We start from the raw sequence: 13,625 nt of genomic DNA, 5'->3' as shown, positions 1-13,625 counted from the left end.
CTATGACGGGCGCTATCGGGGCAGGGTCACCCACCAGCCTTTGAATTGATCGAATTCTTTCGAGGCCCATCCGGCAGCCTCGGAAAAAGAGGACAGTTGGCTGGTGATGGTGAACTGCACCAGATACTGACAACCGCTATCGCCTATGACGATGTATCGGGTGTCGGCCCGCAGTCGTAGCGAGTCGACGACATAGATGCCCGCGATGAGGCAGGACGGATAACCCTCGTACCGCGTTTCCTCGACATAGATTTCATCCCAGCCGGGCAGTCGGCGTGCGTCGAATACGGCGTGCGTGAGCAGCTCGATGTGATCGGCACCAGGAGTCAATCGGATGAGGACGAGCACCGCGTTGTCGACCCAGCCGTAGCCTTCGATCGGCGGCCGAGCCCAGATCGCATAGACATCGCGGAAATATCCGCGATCCACCTGCGTCCAGGGTGACGGAGGGACGATCGACACCGTCGGTACACCGGTCGAACCCGGCCGCAGCTGCTCATATCTCACTCCGCAGGCAGCCAAGTAGGTCGCGAGACCCGCTCCGGCGTCCCGCTCGTGCGGTGTCGACCAGTGACCGTTCATCGCATACTGCCGGACGGCCGCAGCTCCAGGGCGAGCACCGCCGCCTGACTTCGTCGCTCGACCCCCAGTTTGGTCAGCAGGCGCGACACGTAGTTCCTGATCGTTTTTTCCGCCAACGACATTCGTTCCGCTATTTGGCGATTCGACAGTCCTTCACCGAGCAGCTCGAGCAGCGTGCGCTCCTGAGCGGTGAGCTGCGCGAAGGGACCGCGCCGCGCGGCCCCGTCCGCCCGCAGCTTGGACATGAGCGCGGCGGCGGCGCGGTTGTCGAGCAACGATTTGCCCGACCCGACCTCACGAATGGCGTCGACCAACTCCACCGTGCCGATGTCCTTGATGACGTAACCGCTGACTCCCGCCCGGATGGCGTTCAGCATCGACTTCTCATCGATGAACGCGGTGAGGATCAGCAACTGGGCGCCCAATCCGTGACTCTGTAGTTCACGGCACAGCGCTATCCCGTCACCGTCGGGCAGCCTGATTTCGAGCACGACCACGTCAGGACGCAGCCGCAGGATGTCTTCGATGGCCCGGGACACCGTCTCCGCCTCACCGACCAACTCGAGATCGGGTTCGGCTCCGATCAGGTCGGCAATCCCGCGCCGGACGATGTGATGCCCATCGACCAGGAACACTCTAGTCACGCCAACCAACCCCTCCAGCAGAACTTCCGGCGGGCGGCACTGCGCCCGATGCACAGCTCGGACAACAGGTCTCGCGTTCGCGCCGGATTCGGCACAGATCCCATCCGAGCTGATCGAGTCATGAGCGCACGAGCCGCCGACTCTACTTTGCGGCCCAATGTATCGGAATCGGTCGGATCATCCTGCGGGCAAAGGTCACCATGTTATCCGACCAATGGGCGATGTATTTCATGACTTTTGTCCCGCCCGGGCCGGACATCGCCGTTCCGGGGACAGACCGTCTATCGAGGTGATCGGTCGCGCCGAATAATCGGCACACAGGACAGTGGTCACAAAGTATCCGGACACGATGTCCCGGCGTCCGGTGACTCCGGACTTCTATTCAAGGAACAGTCGCAATGGTTCGATTGTCACTCGGCATCAGTTCTCGGAAATACATTCGAGAATTCCAACGATCGTCCGTGATGCCGTACCGGCTATGCGAAATCTCGGTATCGCCTAGCAGTCGAATGATCGAACCAAAGGAGAACGAATGTCCGCGAGACATGGCTTTGCGCGAATGGGAATCGTGTCTGTCGTAGCAACGGCAGGAATTGCATCGGGCCAGTGCTTCGCTTCGGCCGAACCGGTGGCTCAGGTTGCCAATCCCCTCCTTCGTACCGCCGCAGCGGACGTCGCCCAGCCCGTCGTCGCCCCCTGGGACAACGTCGGCCAGGGCCGGGGCACCGATTTCGAACCGGGAACAAATGGGGTCTTGAGCGACATCATCATCAAACCCGAATACTTTCCACTGGTAGATCAGCGTCGGCGGGAACTGTTGTCCGCGGCCACACTCGACGGCGCGGCCGACGGTGCGGCGATCGGCGGGATCGGCGGCGCGGCCGCCGGCGCGACCGTAGGGGCGATCACCGGACTCGGCACCGGTCTGGCGGCCGTTCCGATCGGCGCCGGCATCGGCGCCGGTGCCGGTCTGGTGATCGGCGGCGTCGGTGCCGCCACGATCGGCACACTCACCGGAATGGCACTCGGTTGCGTCGTCGGGCTGCCGGCCCTGATCGTCGGGTGCATCCCGGGCGCGGTGATCGGTGGCATCGTCGGCGGTGTGGCCGGAACTATCGCGGGAGCCGTCGTCGGACCACTGGCCGGCACCGCTATCGGCGCAGGCGCCGGTGCGGGCGTCGCGACCGCCGTGGGTCTGGGCACCGCGGCCATCGCCACTCCGGTCGGGGCGGCGATCGGCGCAGGCCTCGGCGCCGCGATCGGTGCGGCGACCGCCGCCTCGCAAGCCAATCAGGGTCTCGCTCAGCAGAACCTGAACGACCTCGAAGGGTTCGCGTACACGCAGCGCCAGGACGCCGCGGCACCGGTCGCGGCCGCAGTCGAGCCGGTGGCCAGGCAGCTACAACAAGGCCTGACCGATGTCAGCGCGGCGATCAATTCCGTCACCGAACAGTTCCAGCTGGTGCGGTAGCCGAGGCGGCGCGGTGCTCACCCAGAGCTGGACAGTGAGCACCGCTCTGCCGTCGGCGGGGCCGGCAGCCGGGCGGGGCGCAGCAAACCGCGGACACACCTCGGCGCACGAATTCAGGGGCGAACAATGGTTACCGCGGTCTGCGGCAGCCCGAGCGACTCCCCGATTTTCGCCGACCATGCGGCGATCTCGGCCCAGTCGCGCAAGTCCCCGTACCGCGTGCCGCCGAGGAGCCGATAGATCGTGCGGGCCTTGAAGTCGACCCCGGCCCGTTCGTAGTGACCGGCGAAAGCGTGATAGTCCTCGGGTGCGACCAATGCGCGCAGTGCGGCGATTTCCTTGGGCACCTTCCGGCCCAGCCGCCGGCCTATCGGCCCGACGAGCGCGGGCCCGAGACCGACGCTGAACAGCCAGACCCGTTTCTTGGCAAGGATATCCGCGTGCGCGCGGATGAACGATGCTGCCGGCGGGAGGAATTCACGATGATGAATCGCACTACCCAGGATGATCGCGTCGAACCCGGTGAGCTGCGGAGCGTGGTTGACGCCCGCGACGACGACCTCGGCGCCTCGCGCAGTCAGGTCCTGCCCGAAGTATTCCGCAATGTCGCGGGTGGACCCTTGGGCCGTAGCGAATATCACTGCGATGCGAGCACTCGGCGTTCCCATGTCATTCATGCTGGCTTCACCCGGCGGTTCTCGACAGAGGCGTACGGCCCACAGGGTCAGGACGGAAAGTCCCCGGCTGATGGACCATTCCCTCTTTTCCTACGACGCGAAGTTTGCCTATCGTGAAAACATCGATCCACACCGGCGTTCATTTCATTGCCGCTACCGGCACAGACATCAGCCAGGGGGAGGTGACCGATGCGCTCCATCCAACTGCGTTACAACTTCCGCTGCTATCCGGACGAGTCGCAGCAGGCCGCGCTCGCACGGGCTTTCGGTTGTGCGCGAGTGGTTTACAACGACGCCCTGGACGCGCGCCAACGCGCCGGCGCTGCCGGTCATTGGATACCGGACGCGGAGCTGTCCCGACGGCTGACGGCGGCCAAGCGAACCGCCGAACGTGCGTGGCTCGCAGACGTATCGGCAGTGGTTCTCCAGCAGGCTCTCGCGGACCTGAACACCGCGTATCGGAACTTCTTCGCCTCGGCGACCGGTCGGCGACTGGGCCCCACCGTCGGACTCCCCAAGTTCCGGTCCCGCCATGACCGGCAGTCCATCAGATTCACCCGCAACGCTCACTTCGCCGTGACCGCGGGAGGTCGGCTACGTCTGCCCAAAATCGGTGCGGTGAAAGTGGTCTGGTCACGGCCGCTGCCCGCCGAACCGACGTCGGTGACGGTGATCAGAGACACCGCAGGTCGTTACTTCGCCTCCTTCGTGGTCGAATCCACCGCCGACCCGCTACCCGAACAATCGGCTCAGGTCGGCATCGCCCGAGGGACGGGCACAGTAGCGGTGCTGAGCAACGGCGCCACAATCGCCCCTCCGGAATTCCTCCGGCGGTCGCAACGCAGACTGGACCGGGCGCGGCGAACACTGTCCAGAAAGCAGCCGGGCAGCAAGAATCAGCTCGAGGCTCGGCTCGCGGTCGCCAAAGCCCTTGCGGCACTGAACGACACCCGGCGCGACTGGGCGCACAAGCAGTCGACAGCGATCATCCGCGAAAACCAAGCGGTGTATATCGAAGGACTGCCCTACCGCGCCAAGGCTCCGTCGCGCCGGACCCGCTCGACCGACGACGACAGCTGGACCGTCCTCACCCGGATGCTCGATCAGAAGGCCGCTCGCTATGGACGGCGCTTCGGCAAAGTTTCGCCATCACCCGTGCCCGGTCCGCATCACCCCGACCGTGCCGCCCGCACAATTCTCGCCGCCGGGCAGGCGGAGAGCAGAAACGCCTGTGGAGCCGACAAGAGGCCAGGACCCGTCCCGGCACTCGGCCACGAAACAGGAACCCGCCGTAGGCGTTACCCACGCCAGACGGAATCGTCCTTGCCTGCCGGGGCAAGGCACGAGGATGCCAAGACACGCACACCAACCCACCGGTGACGTCGTTGCCGCGGAGCACTCCCCGAACGCCGAACGGGTCCACCACTTCGTCGATGGCGCGGCCGCGAAGAAGGGTCCGACGGCCTTCGAAGCGAGGACCTCGGCTGCGCGTTGGATCGCATTCGGCCGCCGAACGGCCCTGATCGCACCGATCGAGGGTCTTTGGCCCTCGAACCAAGGGCACTATTCACATTTCCCGAGCGCGCCGCGTGCGTAAGGCTCGAAGGCGAAGGGAGAGTTCGAGCATGATCAGTGTGTTCTTGGTCGACGATCACGAAATAGTGCGGCACGGCGTGGGCGATCTCATCGGTCAACAGCCCGACATGGAAGTCGGCGGCGAGGCGGGAACCTACGCCCAGGCCCTCGCTCGGATTCCGGCGCAGCGACCCGATGTGGTCGTTCTGGATGTGCGCCTGCCGGACGGCAACGGCATCGAGCTGTGCCGCGAACTCCTGTCCGCGGATCCCGAACTCCGTTGCCTCATCCTCACTTCCTTCACCGACGAGCAAGCGATGTTGGATGCGATCTTGGCAGGCGCGGGCGGCTACGTCGTGAAGGACATCAAAGGCTTCGAACTCATCAGCGCGATCCGCGACGTGGGTTCGGGCAAATCGCTACTCGACAACCGCGCCGCGGCCACCTTGATGGCGAAACTCCGCACGGATGCCGAAGAACGATCCGGGCCGCTCGCGGACCTGACCGAGCAGGAACTGGCTCTGCTGTCGCTGCTCGGCGAGGGGCTGACCAACCGGCAGATAGCCGGCCGCATGTTCCTGGCCGAGAAGACGGTGAAGAACTATGTCTCACGGCTTTTGACCAAGCTCGGATTCGAACGGCGTACGCAGGCGGCCGTACTCGCCTCGCAGCTGAACGTCCGAGACAAGAACCCAGGCTGATCACTCGAGCCCCGACCGCGAAGGAGCCAGACCGTGCCGATGCGGTTCACCGAGCCGGCGACGAGCGGGTTGCCTCCGGTCACCGAGACGCTGTCCCAGCTCCGACTACACGAACTGCTCGAAGAGGTGCAAGAGCGCATCGCGCAGATCGTCGATACGCGAGATCGGATGGATCGGCTCATCGAAGCGATGCTGATCGTCACCTCGGGACTCGATATCGATGACACGCTCCGTTCGATCGTGCACGCGGCCCTGGAGTTGATGGACGCCCGTTACGGCGCGCTCGGCGTGCTCGAATCCGATCAGCCCGCCGCCAGGCTCACCGAATTCGTCTACGAAGGCATAGACGATCGCACCCGCGTCATGATCGGTGATCTGCCGCATGGGCATGGCGTACTCGGACTGCTGATCAAACAACCGAGACCGATCCGGCTCGCCGATCTTTCCGAACATCCCGCCTCGGTCGGTTTCCCCGCGAATCATCCGCCGATGCGGTCCTTCCTCGGCGTACCGATCCAGGTGCGCAACGAAGTATTCGGAAACCTGTATCTCACCGAGAAAGTGGGTGGCGGTGAGTTCACCGAAGACGATGAAGTCGTCGTACAGGCGCTGGCCGCCGCGGCCGGCATCGCCATCGCGAACTCGCGGCTTTACGAAGAAACTCGGATACGACAGCAGTGGCTGGAAGCCACGCGTGACGTGGCCACCGAACTCCTCTCGGGCGGCGCGAATCACGAAGTGCTGACACTGGTCACCGAACGCACGCTCGCGCTCACCGAATCGGCGTGCACCCTCTTGGCTTTGGCGGGCGACTCGAGCACAGTCGCGGAGGAGACCGAGCTCGTCGTGGTCGCCGCGGCGGGCAGCTGCGCCCAGCGGCTGATCGGCCGACGCGAACCCGTGCAGGCGACGGCGCTCGGCCGGTCCTTTCGCGAAGGCCTGGCGGTCGCCGTCGACACCCTGAGTGGTGAGACGACGCTCGGCGACGGGACGAAACTCGGCCCGGCACTCATTCTTCCGCTGCACGCCGGCCACGCGGTCGTCGGCGTACTGGCGACGATACGACCCGGCGGCGCACCGCAATTGGACACCGCCGCCCGGTCGATGATGGCGGCCATCGCCGATCAAGCAGCGCTCGCGCTGCAGCTTGCGGATACGCAACGGCGCATGCGGGAACTCGACATCTTGTCCGACCGCGATCGGATCGCCCGCGACCTGCACGATCAAGTCATCCAACGCCTGTTCGCCGTCGGACTCTCGCTGCAGAACACGATCCGGCGCACCGATTCGGCGGATACCCAGACACGCCTCGCGGAAAGCGTCGACGATATCCAGACGATCGTGCACGATATCCGGCACTCGATCTTCGACCTGCAGACCAATACGGCCGCTGATTCGTCCACCTATCGAAAACGGCTGCACAGCATCGTCTCGGATATGACCAAGGACACCGGGATACGGACGAGAGTGCATTTGGCCGGACCTGTCACCGTCCTCACACCGCCGTTGTCCGATGATGTCGAAGCCGTGCTGCGCGAGGCGATCAGCAATGCGGTACGGCACGCGTCGGCCACGACGATTTCGGTGGAACTCGGCGTGCGCGACGATATCACCGTCGAGGTCACCGACGACGGAATCGGTCTACCCGCCGAGATCACGCATCGCAGTGGGCTGGCGAACCTCGCGGCGCGGGCCGAAAAGCACGGGGGCAGTTGCCGACTGGAGCGGCGAGCCGAAGGGGGCACGACCCTGCGGTGGGCCGCGCCTTTGCCGCCGCCGACCCGCACGGTGCGATAGGACATTTCCCGGCTTCGGCCGAGGAAATTTCCCATAAATAAAGGCCTTTCGCCCCTGGACCGAAACTGCCGCTCCGATGCCGCAATTTTTCGTGGACCGCTCATTTCGAGTCGGTTCGGCATTGTCGAATCCGCCCGCTTGTCGAATATCGCGACGCAGGTGAAGGTGAATCCGCATCGCAGCAAGCGATGCGATTGCGCATTCCGCGCCCTACACCGACAGAGGGGTATCGATGAGCAAAAACGCTTCCAGGATCAGACGCATTCTCGGCATCACCGGGTTCGCGGCAGTGCTGATCACGTCGGCTATGTCCACCGCGAACGCGACACCTACCCCGCAATATCCGCTGGACGCCCGGCTGGGCACGCTCTGGTCGTCCGAGCCGGAGCCGAGCCGAGACAAGCGCGACCCGGACCCCGCATTGCCCTACATCGATGTGCCGGCCGACTATGTCTACAACCCGACCCTGGAACCGGTTGCCCGACATGACTTCTGCACCTCGTCGTTCGATCAGTTCGGCAGCGCGAACTTCGAGGGCCCGTGCGCACGGCACGACATGTGCTACGACGTGGTCGACGCGCGGCGAGCCGAAGGGTGGCGCGAGACCGGCTACGGCCCGTGTAACGCGGCGTTCTACCAAGAACTTCTGGTCAATTGCCGGAACGCGTACTCCGATATCCAATCCAACGCCTTCTCGCTGTGCCACCGCGCCGCCTCCGTGTACGCGTACATGACCGAAGCGACACACTGGGGTCAGAACTGATCGCCGCCCCGAACCGATCAATCACGTCGCATCGGGGACAGACGCAGTGCCGTAGTCATTCCTAGACGGTAAGCGAGACCCATCCGACTACGTGGATTGAGCCGGCTCTCTTTGCGAATCAGGGCGATCTCGTTCGCAACCGATCGGTCTCGCGGGTAAGCGCGGGCGACCTTCGCCCGGAAGTCCCGAGTCAGTTTCTCGGCACGCAAACCCGCGAGATCGAGCATCGCCCCCTGGCTGACGTAGGTCGCCAGCGCTCCGTCGCGATCACTCGTCAGATCCGGCATGAAATGCGCCGTGATCGCATCGGCCAATGCAACGGCTGACCGCTCCGGCAGCCCCACGACGTGCGCACAGGAACGCGCACGGGCGGCGCTTCGCAACGTGAAATCCTCCCCTGGGACCGGTTGCTCGATTCCGTGATCGTGCAGCAGCGCCGCCCCGAAGAACAGTTCGGAATCCATGGGCGTAGCGTCGATCGCGCTCAGAGCGCTGCCGAATATCCAGGTTCGGTACGAGTGCGCGGATACCGTCGGACTCTGCTCGGCGCACGCTTTCATGACCTCACGAGCGAATTTACTGTCCGGCGGTCGAAAGTCGACAGTTTCCAGCGTGCTTGCGTCGTTGGACGCTCCCCGAATCGCGAGCCGCATTCGACCCGACAGAGCGGTTGCCATCATCTTGGTAGCCGCGCCGAGGAACTGGCGTTGCTCACGCCAGGTCAGCACACCTCGGGTGCGCTCGACCCACCGCAGGCCGCCGAGACGATCGAGGTCAGGCAGAGGCACATGATCACCAGGCATGACGCGATCATGAAGTCAGATGACAATGGCAGCCAGGACAGGTTCATGGCGATCTCAGCCGAATGTAACCAGGGCCTGCGCGGCCATCACGTACGCCCGCGCGCAGGCGGCTTCTGCTCACCGCCAGACAACCAATTCTTCGAGCGGTTTGCGGCGGTCGGCGAGGCGGCGGTCGGGGGCGGCGTCCGGGGCGGCGGGATAGCCGAGGGTGAGGATGCCGGCGAGTGCCACGTCGTCGGGGAACTGGGCGATCTTCGCGAGGGCGTCGAGTTGTTCGGGCGGGGCGGGGCTGTAGAAGCCGGTGGTGAGTCCCGCGTCGATCGCGGCGAGTTGCAGCAGGGTGAACAGCGCGCCGGCGTCGAACCACCAGAACGGTACGGGCCAAGGGATTTCGGTGTTGTCGGCGAGCTTGTCGGGTTCGGTGTAGCGCTCGTGATAGGACGCTTCTCGTATCCCGAGGGCGATGTGCACCGGAGCTTGCGAAATCCACGGTTGATGACCGTGTTCGAGATACCAGGGTTCGGCGACCGCCGCCAATTGCCGGCGCAGTGGCGGATCGGTGATCACCACGAGCCGATGGCCCTGGCTGAAGCCGGCGCTGGGAGCCCGGCGGACAACCCGCACGACTTGCCGCAGCGTCTCCGCAGGCACCGGATCAGGTCGGTAGTGGCGCACCATCCGGCGGCCGCGCAGTACTTCGGTGAATTCCATCGTTCATGCCTTTCGATTCAGGGCGGGTCGCAATTGGAAAATGGGCAGCAGGGCGAGCACGCCCAGCAGGGCGAGCAGGACGAATGCGAGCCGGAAATCGCCTGTGCTGTCCCGTAGTACGCCTACCAGCACGGGAGCCGCCGCGGCACTGCCGTAGCCGACGAAGAACGCCAGCGCACTGATCCGTCCGGCTTCACCGGGATCGCGGCCCACCAGCACCGGCATGGTCAGCACGAGCGTGAAAAGGCCGCCGTGCCCGACGCCGAGGGCGACGATCCACACCCACGTCGCCGTGTCCGGCGCGAGGGCCAGGCCCAGAAAGCCTGCGGCAGTGACGATCATGGTGACCGCGAGGCCGCCACGCTTGTCCTGACGCTCGCCGAGCAGCATCGGCACGGCAGGCATCGCGACGACCTGGATGGCGATCATGACCGTCAGCATGACGCCGGACGCGGACGCGCTGTAGCCCCCACTGTTGTGCAGCAGCGGTGCGACCCAAGCCAATTCGCAGTAGTACAGCGCCGAATTGACCGCCGACAGTATGGTGATCCGCCAGGCCGGACCGCTGCGCCACGGCAGACTCCGAGTCGCCGGACCCGCAAGGGCGGCAACGCCTTCCAGCCCCAGCGCGCCTTTCGCACCGGACCACAGCACCATCCCCGCGACCGCGAGAATCGCCCACGAGGCCAGCGCTGCCGGCCAGGAGCCCAGCAGGTCGGCCAACGGCGCGCTGACACCGGCCGCCACCGCTCCGCCGAGCCCGAGACCGGCGGTGTAGATGCCCGTCACCAGCGTGGCCCGATCGGCGAAACGCGTCTTGACCACGGCAGGCAACAGGGTCTGCGCGATCGCGATACCGGCCCCCACGATCGCCGCACTGCTCAATTGCAGCCAGGTGGATGCGCCGGCCGAGCGGGCTGCCGTGGCGATCGCGATGATCGCGAGCCCGAGCAGCACTCCGCGCTGCAATCCGAAGCGGCGTCCCACATATGCGCCCAGCGGTGCGCACACGCCCATCGCCAGCGTGGGAACGGTGGTCAGCAAGGCCACGCCGGTCGCGGACAGATCCAGGTCGGTCTGGATGCGGTCCACCAGTGGTGAGACGGCCGCGATGGCCGGGCGCAGGTTCGCGGCGGCGGCGAACAACGCGATCGCGGCGGCGCCCAGTGCGGTGCGGGATGCAATCCCTGTCATGAGGTACCCCAGGTTTATCTCGGACATTTTCTATCCGAGTTCTATCACATCTCGGATATATCGTGTCCGAGATCGGTAGGATGGGGTCGTGAAGATGTCGAACGGTGTGGAGTGGGCCCTGCACAGCTGTGTCACGCTCAGCCAGAGCCAGGAGCCGGTACCGGCGGCTCGGCTGGCCGAATTGCACGGCACCCCACCGGCGTACACGGCCAAGCACCTACAGGCTTTGTCCCGAGCGGGCATCGTCCGGTCCACGGCCGGTCAGGTCGGCGGGTACACCCTCACCCGACCGGCCGCGCAGATCAGCGTGCTCGACATCACGCAGGCGATCGACGGAACCGAACCGGCCTACCGCTGCGCGGAGATCCGGCAGCGTGGACCACTGGGCATTCCCGCCGGACAGTGTGTGCGTCCGTGCGCGATCGCCCGCACCATGGCCGCCGCGCAGCAGGCGTGGTCGCGCGCGCTCGCCGGGGTCTCGGTCGCCGACTTGGCCGCGGGCATCGATGACGACAGCGGCGGTACCGCGCTGGCCGATGTGCGGGGCTGGCTGCGCGACACTCGGAGCTGAGGCGGTTCGGTGCTGCGTGGTCGAGTCAGTCGAGCACGTAGCGCTGCAGCACCACCTTGTCGAAATGCTTCGTCTCGGCCAGGCGGAGCTGGATTCGCTTGTCCAGCAAGGGGAACAGCGGGGTACCGCCACCGAGGACCACCGGGGCGACGAACAGCCAGTACTCGTCGACGAGGCCGTGCGGGATCAGCGCGGCGCCGAGCTCCGCCCCGCCGACCTCCATCACCCCGTCGCCCTCGGCCTTCAACTTGCGGACTTCCTCGACCGCGTTCTCCCGCACCAACCTGCTGTTCCACTGGACCTCGGTGAGCGTCCTGGAGAAGACCACCTTCGGCTTGTCCGTCCAGAGCCGGCCGAACTCGCGCTCGATGGGCGACGCATCCGCGGGAACGTGCGGCCAGTATTCGGCCATCAACTCGTACAGGCGACGGCCGTGCAGCGAGATCTCGATCTCGCGATACCGGTCGTTGTGGAACTGGTGCAGTTCGTCGTCGGGCTCCGACCAGTCGATTTTGCCGTCCCGGTCGTTGACGAAACCGTCCAGGGAGACGGTGAACGAATAGATCAGTTTTCGCATGACTGAACAGACCTCCCGGACGCACGAAACTCATCGGACAGGACAAAACAAAGTATGCGCTGACGGTCAGATCCCTTGTCGAAGTGGCCAAACTTGTTGAATATCAAACTATTCCGACCGTGCAGTTCTTATCATGGTCGGGTGAGCTTTCCCGGGTCGATCGTGCGGGCGTTGCAGGTGGAGCCGGGAAAAGTCGTGGTCGAGCACGGTGCGCGCACCGTCACCAGGGGGCAGTTGCTCACGATGATGGGCACCGTCGCGGGCGGGCTGCGGGAACGGGGGCTCGGTCCTGGTCGCGGCGTGGCGATGCGGGTGGATGTCAGCGCCGAATCGCTGGCCGCGTATCTGGCGGCCTATACCCTCGGCTGCCGCGTCGTCGGGGTGCGGCCGGGGCTCAGTGCGCGGCAGCTGCAGCATGTGCTGAGCAACGGGGTGGACGCGGTCTTGGATGACGAGCAGGTGCGCGCGCTGCTGGCGGGCCCGGCGCAGCCGGTGACGGTCGAGGCGCGTTCGGGTGACATCGCCCGTGTCGCGTATACCAGCGGCACCACCGGCCTGCCGAAGGGGTGCGCGCAGACCTATCGGGCGATGTCCGCGCATTGGTCGTGGGGCAAGCCGACGTGGAGCCCGGAGACGGCCGCACTCGCCGCCTGCGCCGAGCGCTACCTGCTGTTCGGTACACTGGCCAGTGCGGTGGTACAGGACTATCTCGCGCTGTGCCTGCTGGCCGGCGGCACCGCGGTTATCCCGGAACCTGTTGGCACAGAACTTTTTCCAGAGGTCATCGAGCGCCTGCGGATCACCGCCACGATCATGAACGTGCCCCGCCTCTACCAGATGCTGGACGCACTGCGCGCCACCCCGACGGACACGAGCAGCCTGCGCGCCATGGTGGTGGCGGGCTCGCCGCTGGCCCCGCATCGGCTCGCGGACGCGGTGCGGATGCTCGGTCCGGTGGTGCATCAGGCCTACGGGCAGACCGAGACCGGTGGCTTGACCGCATTGACGCCCGCCGAAATCGACAGCGGCGTACTCGCTTCGGTCGGTCGCCCGCTACCCGGCGTCGCGGTGGACATCCGGGACGGCGAAATCTATGTCCGCAACGAGTACATGATGTCCGAGTACCTCGGTGACCCGGCAGAAACCGCCGATGTCCTCGTAGACGGCTGGGTACGCACCCGAGACCTGGGTTATCTCGCGGACGGCTACCTCTACCTGACCGGCCGGGCACGCGACGTGATCATCGTGGACGCGCTGCCGGTGTACGCGGGTCCGATCGAACGACTGCTGGCCGGGCACCCGGATATCGACCAGGCCTACGTCGTCGGCGCGCCGGACGAGCGCCGCGGTGAAGCGGTGCACGCCTTCGTGGTACCGCGTCCGGGCCGTACGCCGGACTCGATCGCACTGTCGGCCCTGGTGCGCGCCGAACTCGGGGAATCGAGTGTGCCGCAGTCCTACACGGTGGTGCCGCAAGCCCCGACGGCGGCGAGCGGGAAGCCGGACAAGAAGGCCTTGCTGGAGCTGTATCCACGGTAACGCCAGACATTTTGGAGGAG

The 13,625-nt window shown here is 65.6% G+C and carries 14 protein-coding genes; 7 read left to right on the top strand and 7 right to left on the bottom strand.

What is annotated here, in order from left to right; all coding sequences use genetic code 11:
* Positions 1–12 precede the first annotated feature (12 nt).
* On the bottom strand, positions 13–582 hold the full coding sequence (locus NBRGI_RS33605) for an LpqN/LpqT family lipoprotein (protein WP_081878341.1): 570 nt from the start codon (positions 580–582) through the stop codon (positions 13–15).
* Positions 579–1,226 carry a response regulator gene (locus tag NBRGI_RS33600; RefSeq protein ID WP_029901205.1) on the bottom strand — a complete coding sequence of 216 codons (648 nt, stop codon included), beginning with the start codon at positions 1,224–1,226 and terminating at the stop codon, positions 579–581. The genes NBRGI_RS33605 and NBRGI_RS33600 overlap by 4 nt, the downstream gene beginning before the upstream one ends.
* Positions 1,227–1,980: 754 nt before the next feature.
* Here NBRGI_RS33600 and NBRGI_RS45640 point away from each other — a divergent pair.
* Positions 1,981–2,697: a hypothetical protein gene (locus NBRGI_RS45640; RefSeq protein ID WP_029901204.1), complete on the top strand. Its 717-nt coding sequence runs from the start codon at positions 1,981–1,983 to the stop codon at positions 2,695–2,697.
* Positions 2,698–2,810: 113 nt separating this feature from the next.
* On the opposite strand, the gene NBRGI_RS33590 is transcribed toward NBRGI_RS45640, so the two are convergent.
* Positions 2,811–3,365, bottom strand: coding sequence for a flavodoxin domain-containing protein (locus NBRGI_RS33590; protein ID WP_029901203.1), 555 nt, complete (start codon positions 3,363–3,365; stop codon positions 2,811–2,813).
* A 198-nt stretch (positions 3,366–3,563) separates the two neighbouring features.
* Between NBRGI_RS33590 and NBRGI_RS33585 the strand changes: the two genes are divergently transcribed.
* The 4 genes from NBRGI_RS33585 (at position 3,564) to NBRGI_RS33570 (ending at position 8,210) form a co-directional block, all read left to right on the top strand.
* Positions 3,564–4,754: an RNA-guided endonuclease InsQ/TnpB family protein gene (locus NBRGI_RS33585; RefSeq protein WP_029901202.1), complete on the top strand. Its 1,191-nt coding sequence runs from the start codon at positions 3,564–3,566 to the stop codon at positions 4,752–4,754.
* A 245-nt stretch (positions 4,755–4,999) separates the two neighbouring features.
* Positions 5,000–5,650 carry a response regulator gene (locus NBRGI_RS33580; RefSeq protein WP_029901201.1) on the top strand — a complete coding sequence of 217 codons (651 nt, stop codon included), beginning with the start codon at positions 5,000–5,002 and terminating at the stop codon, positions 5,648–5,650.
* A gap of 39 nt (positions 5,651–5,689) precedes the next feature.
* Positions 5,690–7,447 (top strand): GAF domain-containing sensor histidine kinase, encoded by a 1,758-nt coding sequence (locus NBRGI_RS33575; protein WP_029901200.1) that lies wholly within the window; start codon positions 5,690–5,692, stop codon positions 7,445–7,447.
* Between the two features lie 232 nt (positions 7,448–7,679).
* Positions 7,680–8,210, top strand: a complete 531-nt coding sequence (locus NBRGI_RS33570; protein ID WP_029901199.1) for a hypothetical protein — start codon at positions 7,680–7,682, stop codon at positions 8,208–8,210.
* A 17-nt stretch (positions 8,211–8,227) separates the two neighbouring features.
* Here NBRGI_RS33570 and NBRGI_RS33565 read toward each other — a convergent pair whose 3' ends face one another.
* The 3 genes from NBRGI_RS33565 to NBRGI_RS33555 form a co-directional block, all read right to left on the bottom strand.
* A complete protein-coding gene (locus tag NBRGI_RS33565) occupies positions 8,228–9,013 on the bottom strand; it encodes a hypothetical protein (RefSeq protein WP_148311047.1) in 786 nt (261 codons plus the stop codon).
* Positions 9,014–9,130: 117 nt separating this feature from the next.
* Positions 9,131–9,724 (bottom strand): nitroreductase family protein, encoded by a 594-nt coding sequence (locus NBRGI_RS33560; protein WP_029901197.1) that lies wholly within the window; start codon positions 9,722–9,724, stop codon positions 9,131–9,133.
* A gap of 3 nt (positions 9,725–9,727) precedes the next feature.
* Positions 9,728–10,918 (bottom strand): MFS transporter, encoded by a 1,191-nt coding sequence (locus tag NBRGI_RS33555; protein WP_029901196.1) that lies wholly within the window; start codon positions 10,916–10,918, stop codon positions 9,728–9,730.
* Between the two features lie 88 nt (positions 10,919–11,006).
* On the opposite strand from NBRGI_RS33555, the gene NBRGI_RS33550 reads away from it, so the two are divergent.
* Positions 11,007–11,489, top strand: a complete 483-nt coding sequence (locus NBRGI_RS33550; RefSeq protein WP_029901195.1) for an RrF2 family transcriptional regulator — start codon at positions 11,007–11,009, stop codon at positions 11,487–11,489.
* Positions 11,490–11,514: 25 nt separating this feature from the next.
* Here the strand turns inward: NBRGI_RS33550 and NBRGI_RS33545 are convergent, their stop codons facing one another.
* Entirely contained in the window at positions 11,515–12,066 is a 552-nt protein-coding gene (locus tag NBRGI_RS33545; protein ID WP_029901194.1) for a dihydrofolate reductase family protein, read from the bottom strand.
* A 141-nt stretch (positions 12,067–12,207) separates the two neighbouring features.
* On the opposite strand from NBRGI_RS33545, the gene NBRGI_RS33540 reads away from it, so the two are divergent.
* Complete coding sequence (locus NBRGI_RS33540; RefSeq protein WP_029901193.1) at positions 12,208–13,605, top strand: class I adenylate-forming enzyme family protein; 1,398 nt, start codon at positions 12,208–12,210, stop codon at positions 13,603–13,605.
* The last annotated feature ends 20 nt before the right edge of the window (positions 13,606–13,625 follow it).

This window comes from Nocardia brasiliensis IFM 10847 (assembly GCF_000710915.1).
Lineage (GTDB): Bacteria > Actinomycetota > Actinomycetes > Mycobacteriales > Mycobacteriaceae > Nocardia > Nocardia brasiliensis_A.
This window is presented reverse-complemented; position numbering and strand designations above follow the sequence as displayed.

Bases quoted from the DNA above. Each gene is read 5' to 3' on its own strand.
- NBRGI_RS33605 (WP_081878341.1), bottom strand. From the start codon at position 582: ATGAACGGTCACTGGTCGACACCGCACGAGCGGGACGCCGGAGCGGGT.
- NBRGI_RS33590 (WP_029901203.1), bottom strand. From the start codon at position 3,365: ATGGGAACGCCGAGTGCTCGCATCGCAGTGATATTCGCTACGGCCCAA.
- NBRGI_RS33585 (WP_029901202.1), top strand. From the start codon at position 3,564: ATGCGCTCCATCCAACTGCGTTACAACTTCCGCTGCTATCCGGACGAG.
- NBRGI_RS33580 (WP_029901201.1), top strand. From the start codon at position 5,000: ATGATCAGTGTGTTCTTGGTCGACGATCACGAAATAGTGCGGCACGGC.
- NBRGI_RS33575 (WP_029901200.1), top strand. From the start codon at position 5,690: ATGCGGTTCACCGAGCCGGCGACGAGCGGGTTGCCTCCGGTCACCGAG.
- NBRGI_RS33570 (WP_029901199.1), top strand. From the start codon at position 7,680: ATGAGCAAAAACGCTTCCAGGATCAGACGCATTCTCGGCATCACCGGG.
- NBRGI_RS33565 (WP_148311047.1), bottom strand. From the start codon at position 9,013: ATGCCTGGTGATCATGTGCCTCTGCCTGACCTCGATCGTCTCGGCGGC.
- NBRGI_RS33560 (WP_029901197.1), bottom strand. From the start codon at position 9,724: ATGGAATTCACCGAAGTACTGCGCGGCCGCCGGATGGTGCGCCACTAC.
- NBRGI_RS33555 (WP_029901196.1), bottom strand. From the start codon at position 10,918: ATGACAGGGATTGCATCCCGCACCGCACTGGGCGCCGCCGCGATCGCG.
- NBRGI_RS33545 (WP_029901194.1), bottom strand. From the start codon at position 12,066: ATGCGAAAACTGATCTATTCGTTCACCGTCTCCCTGGACGGTTTCGTC.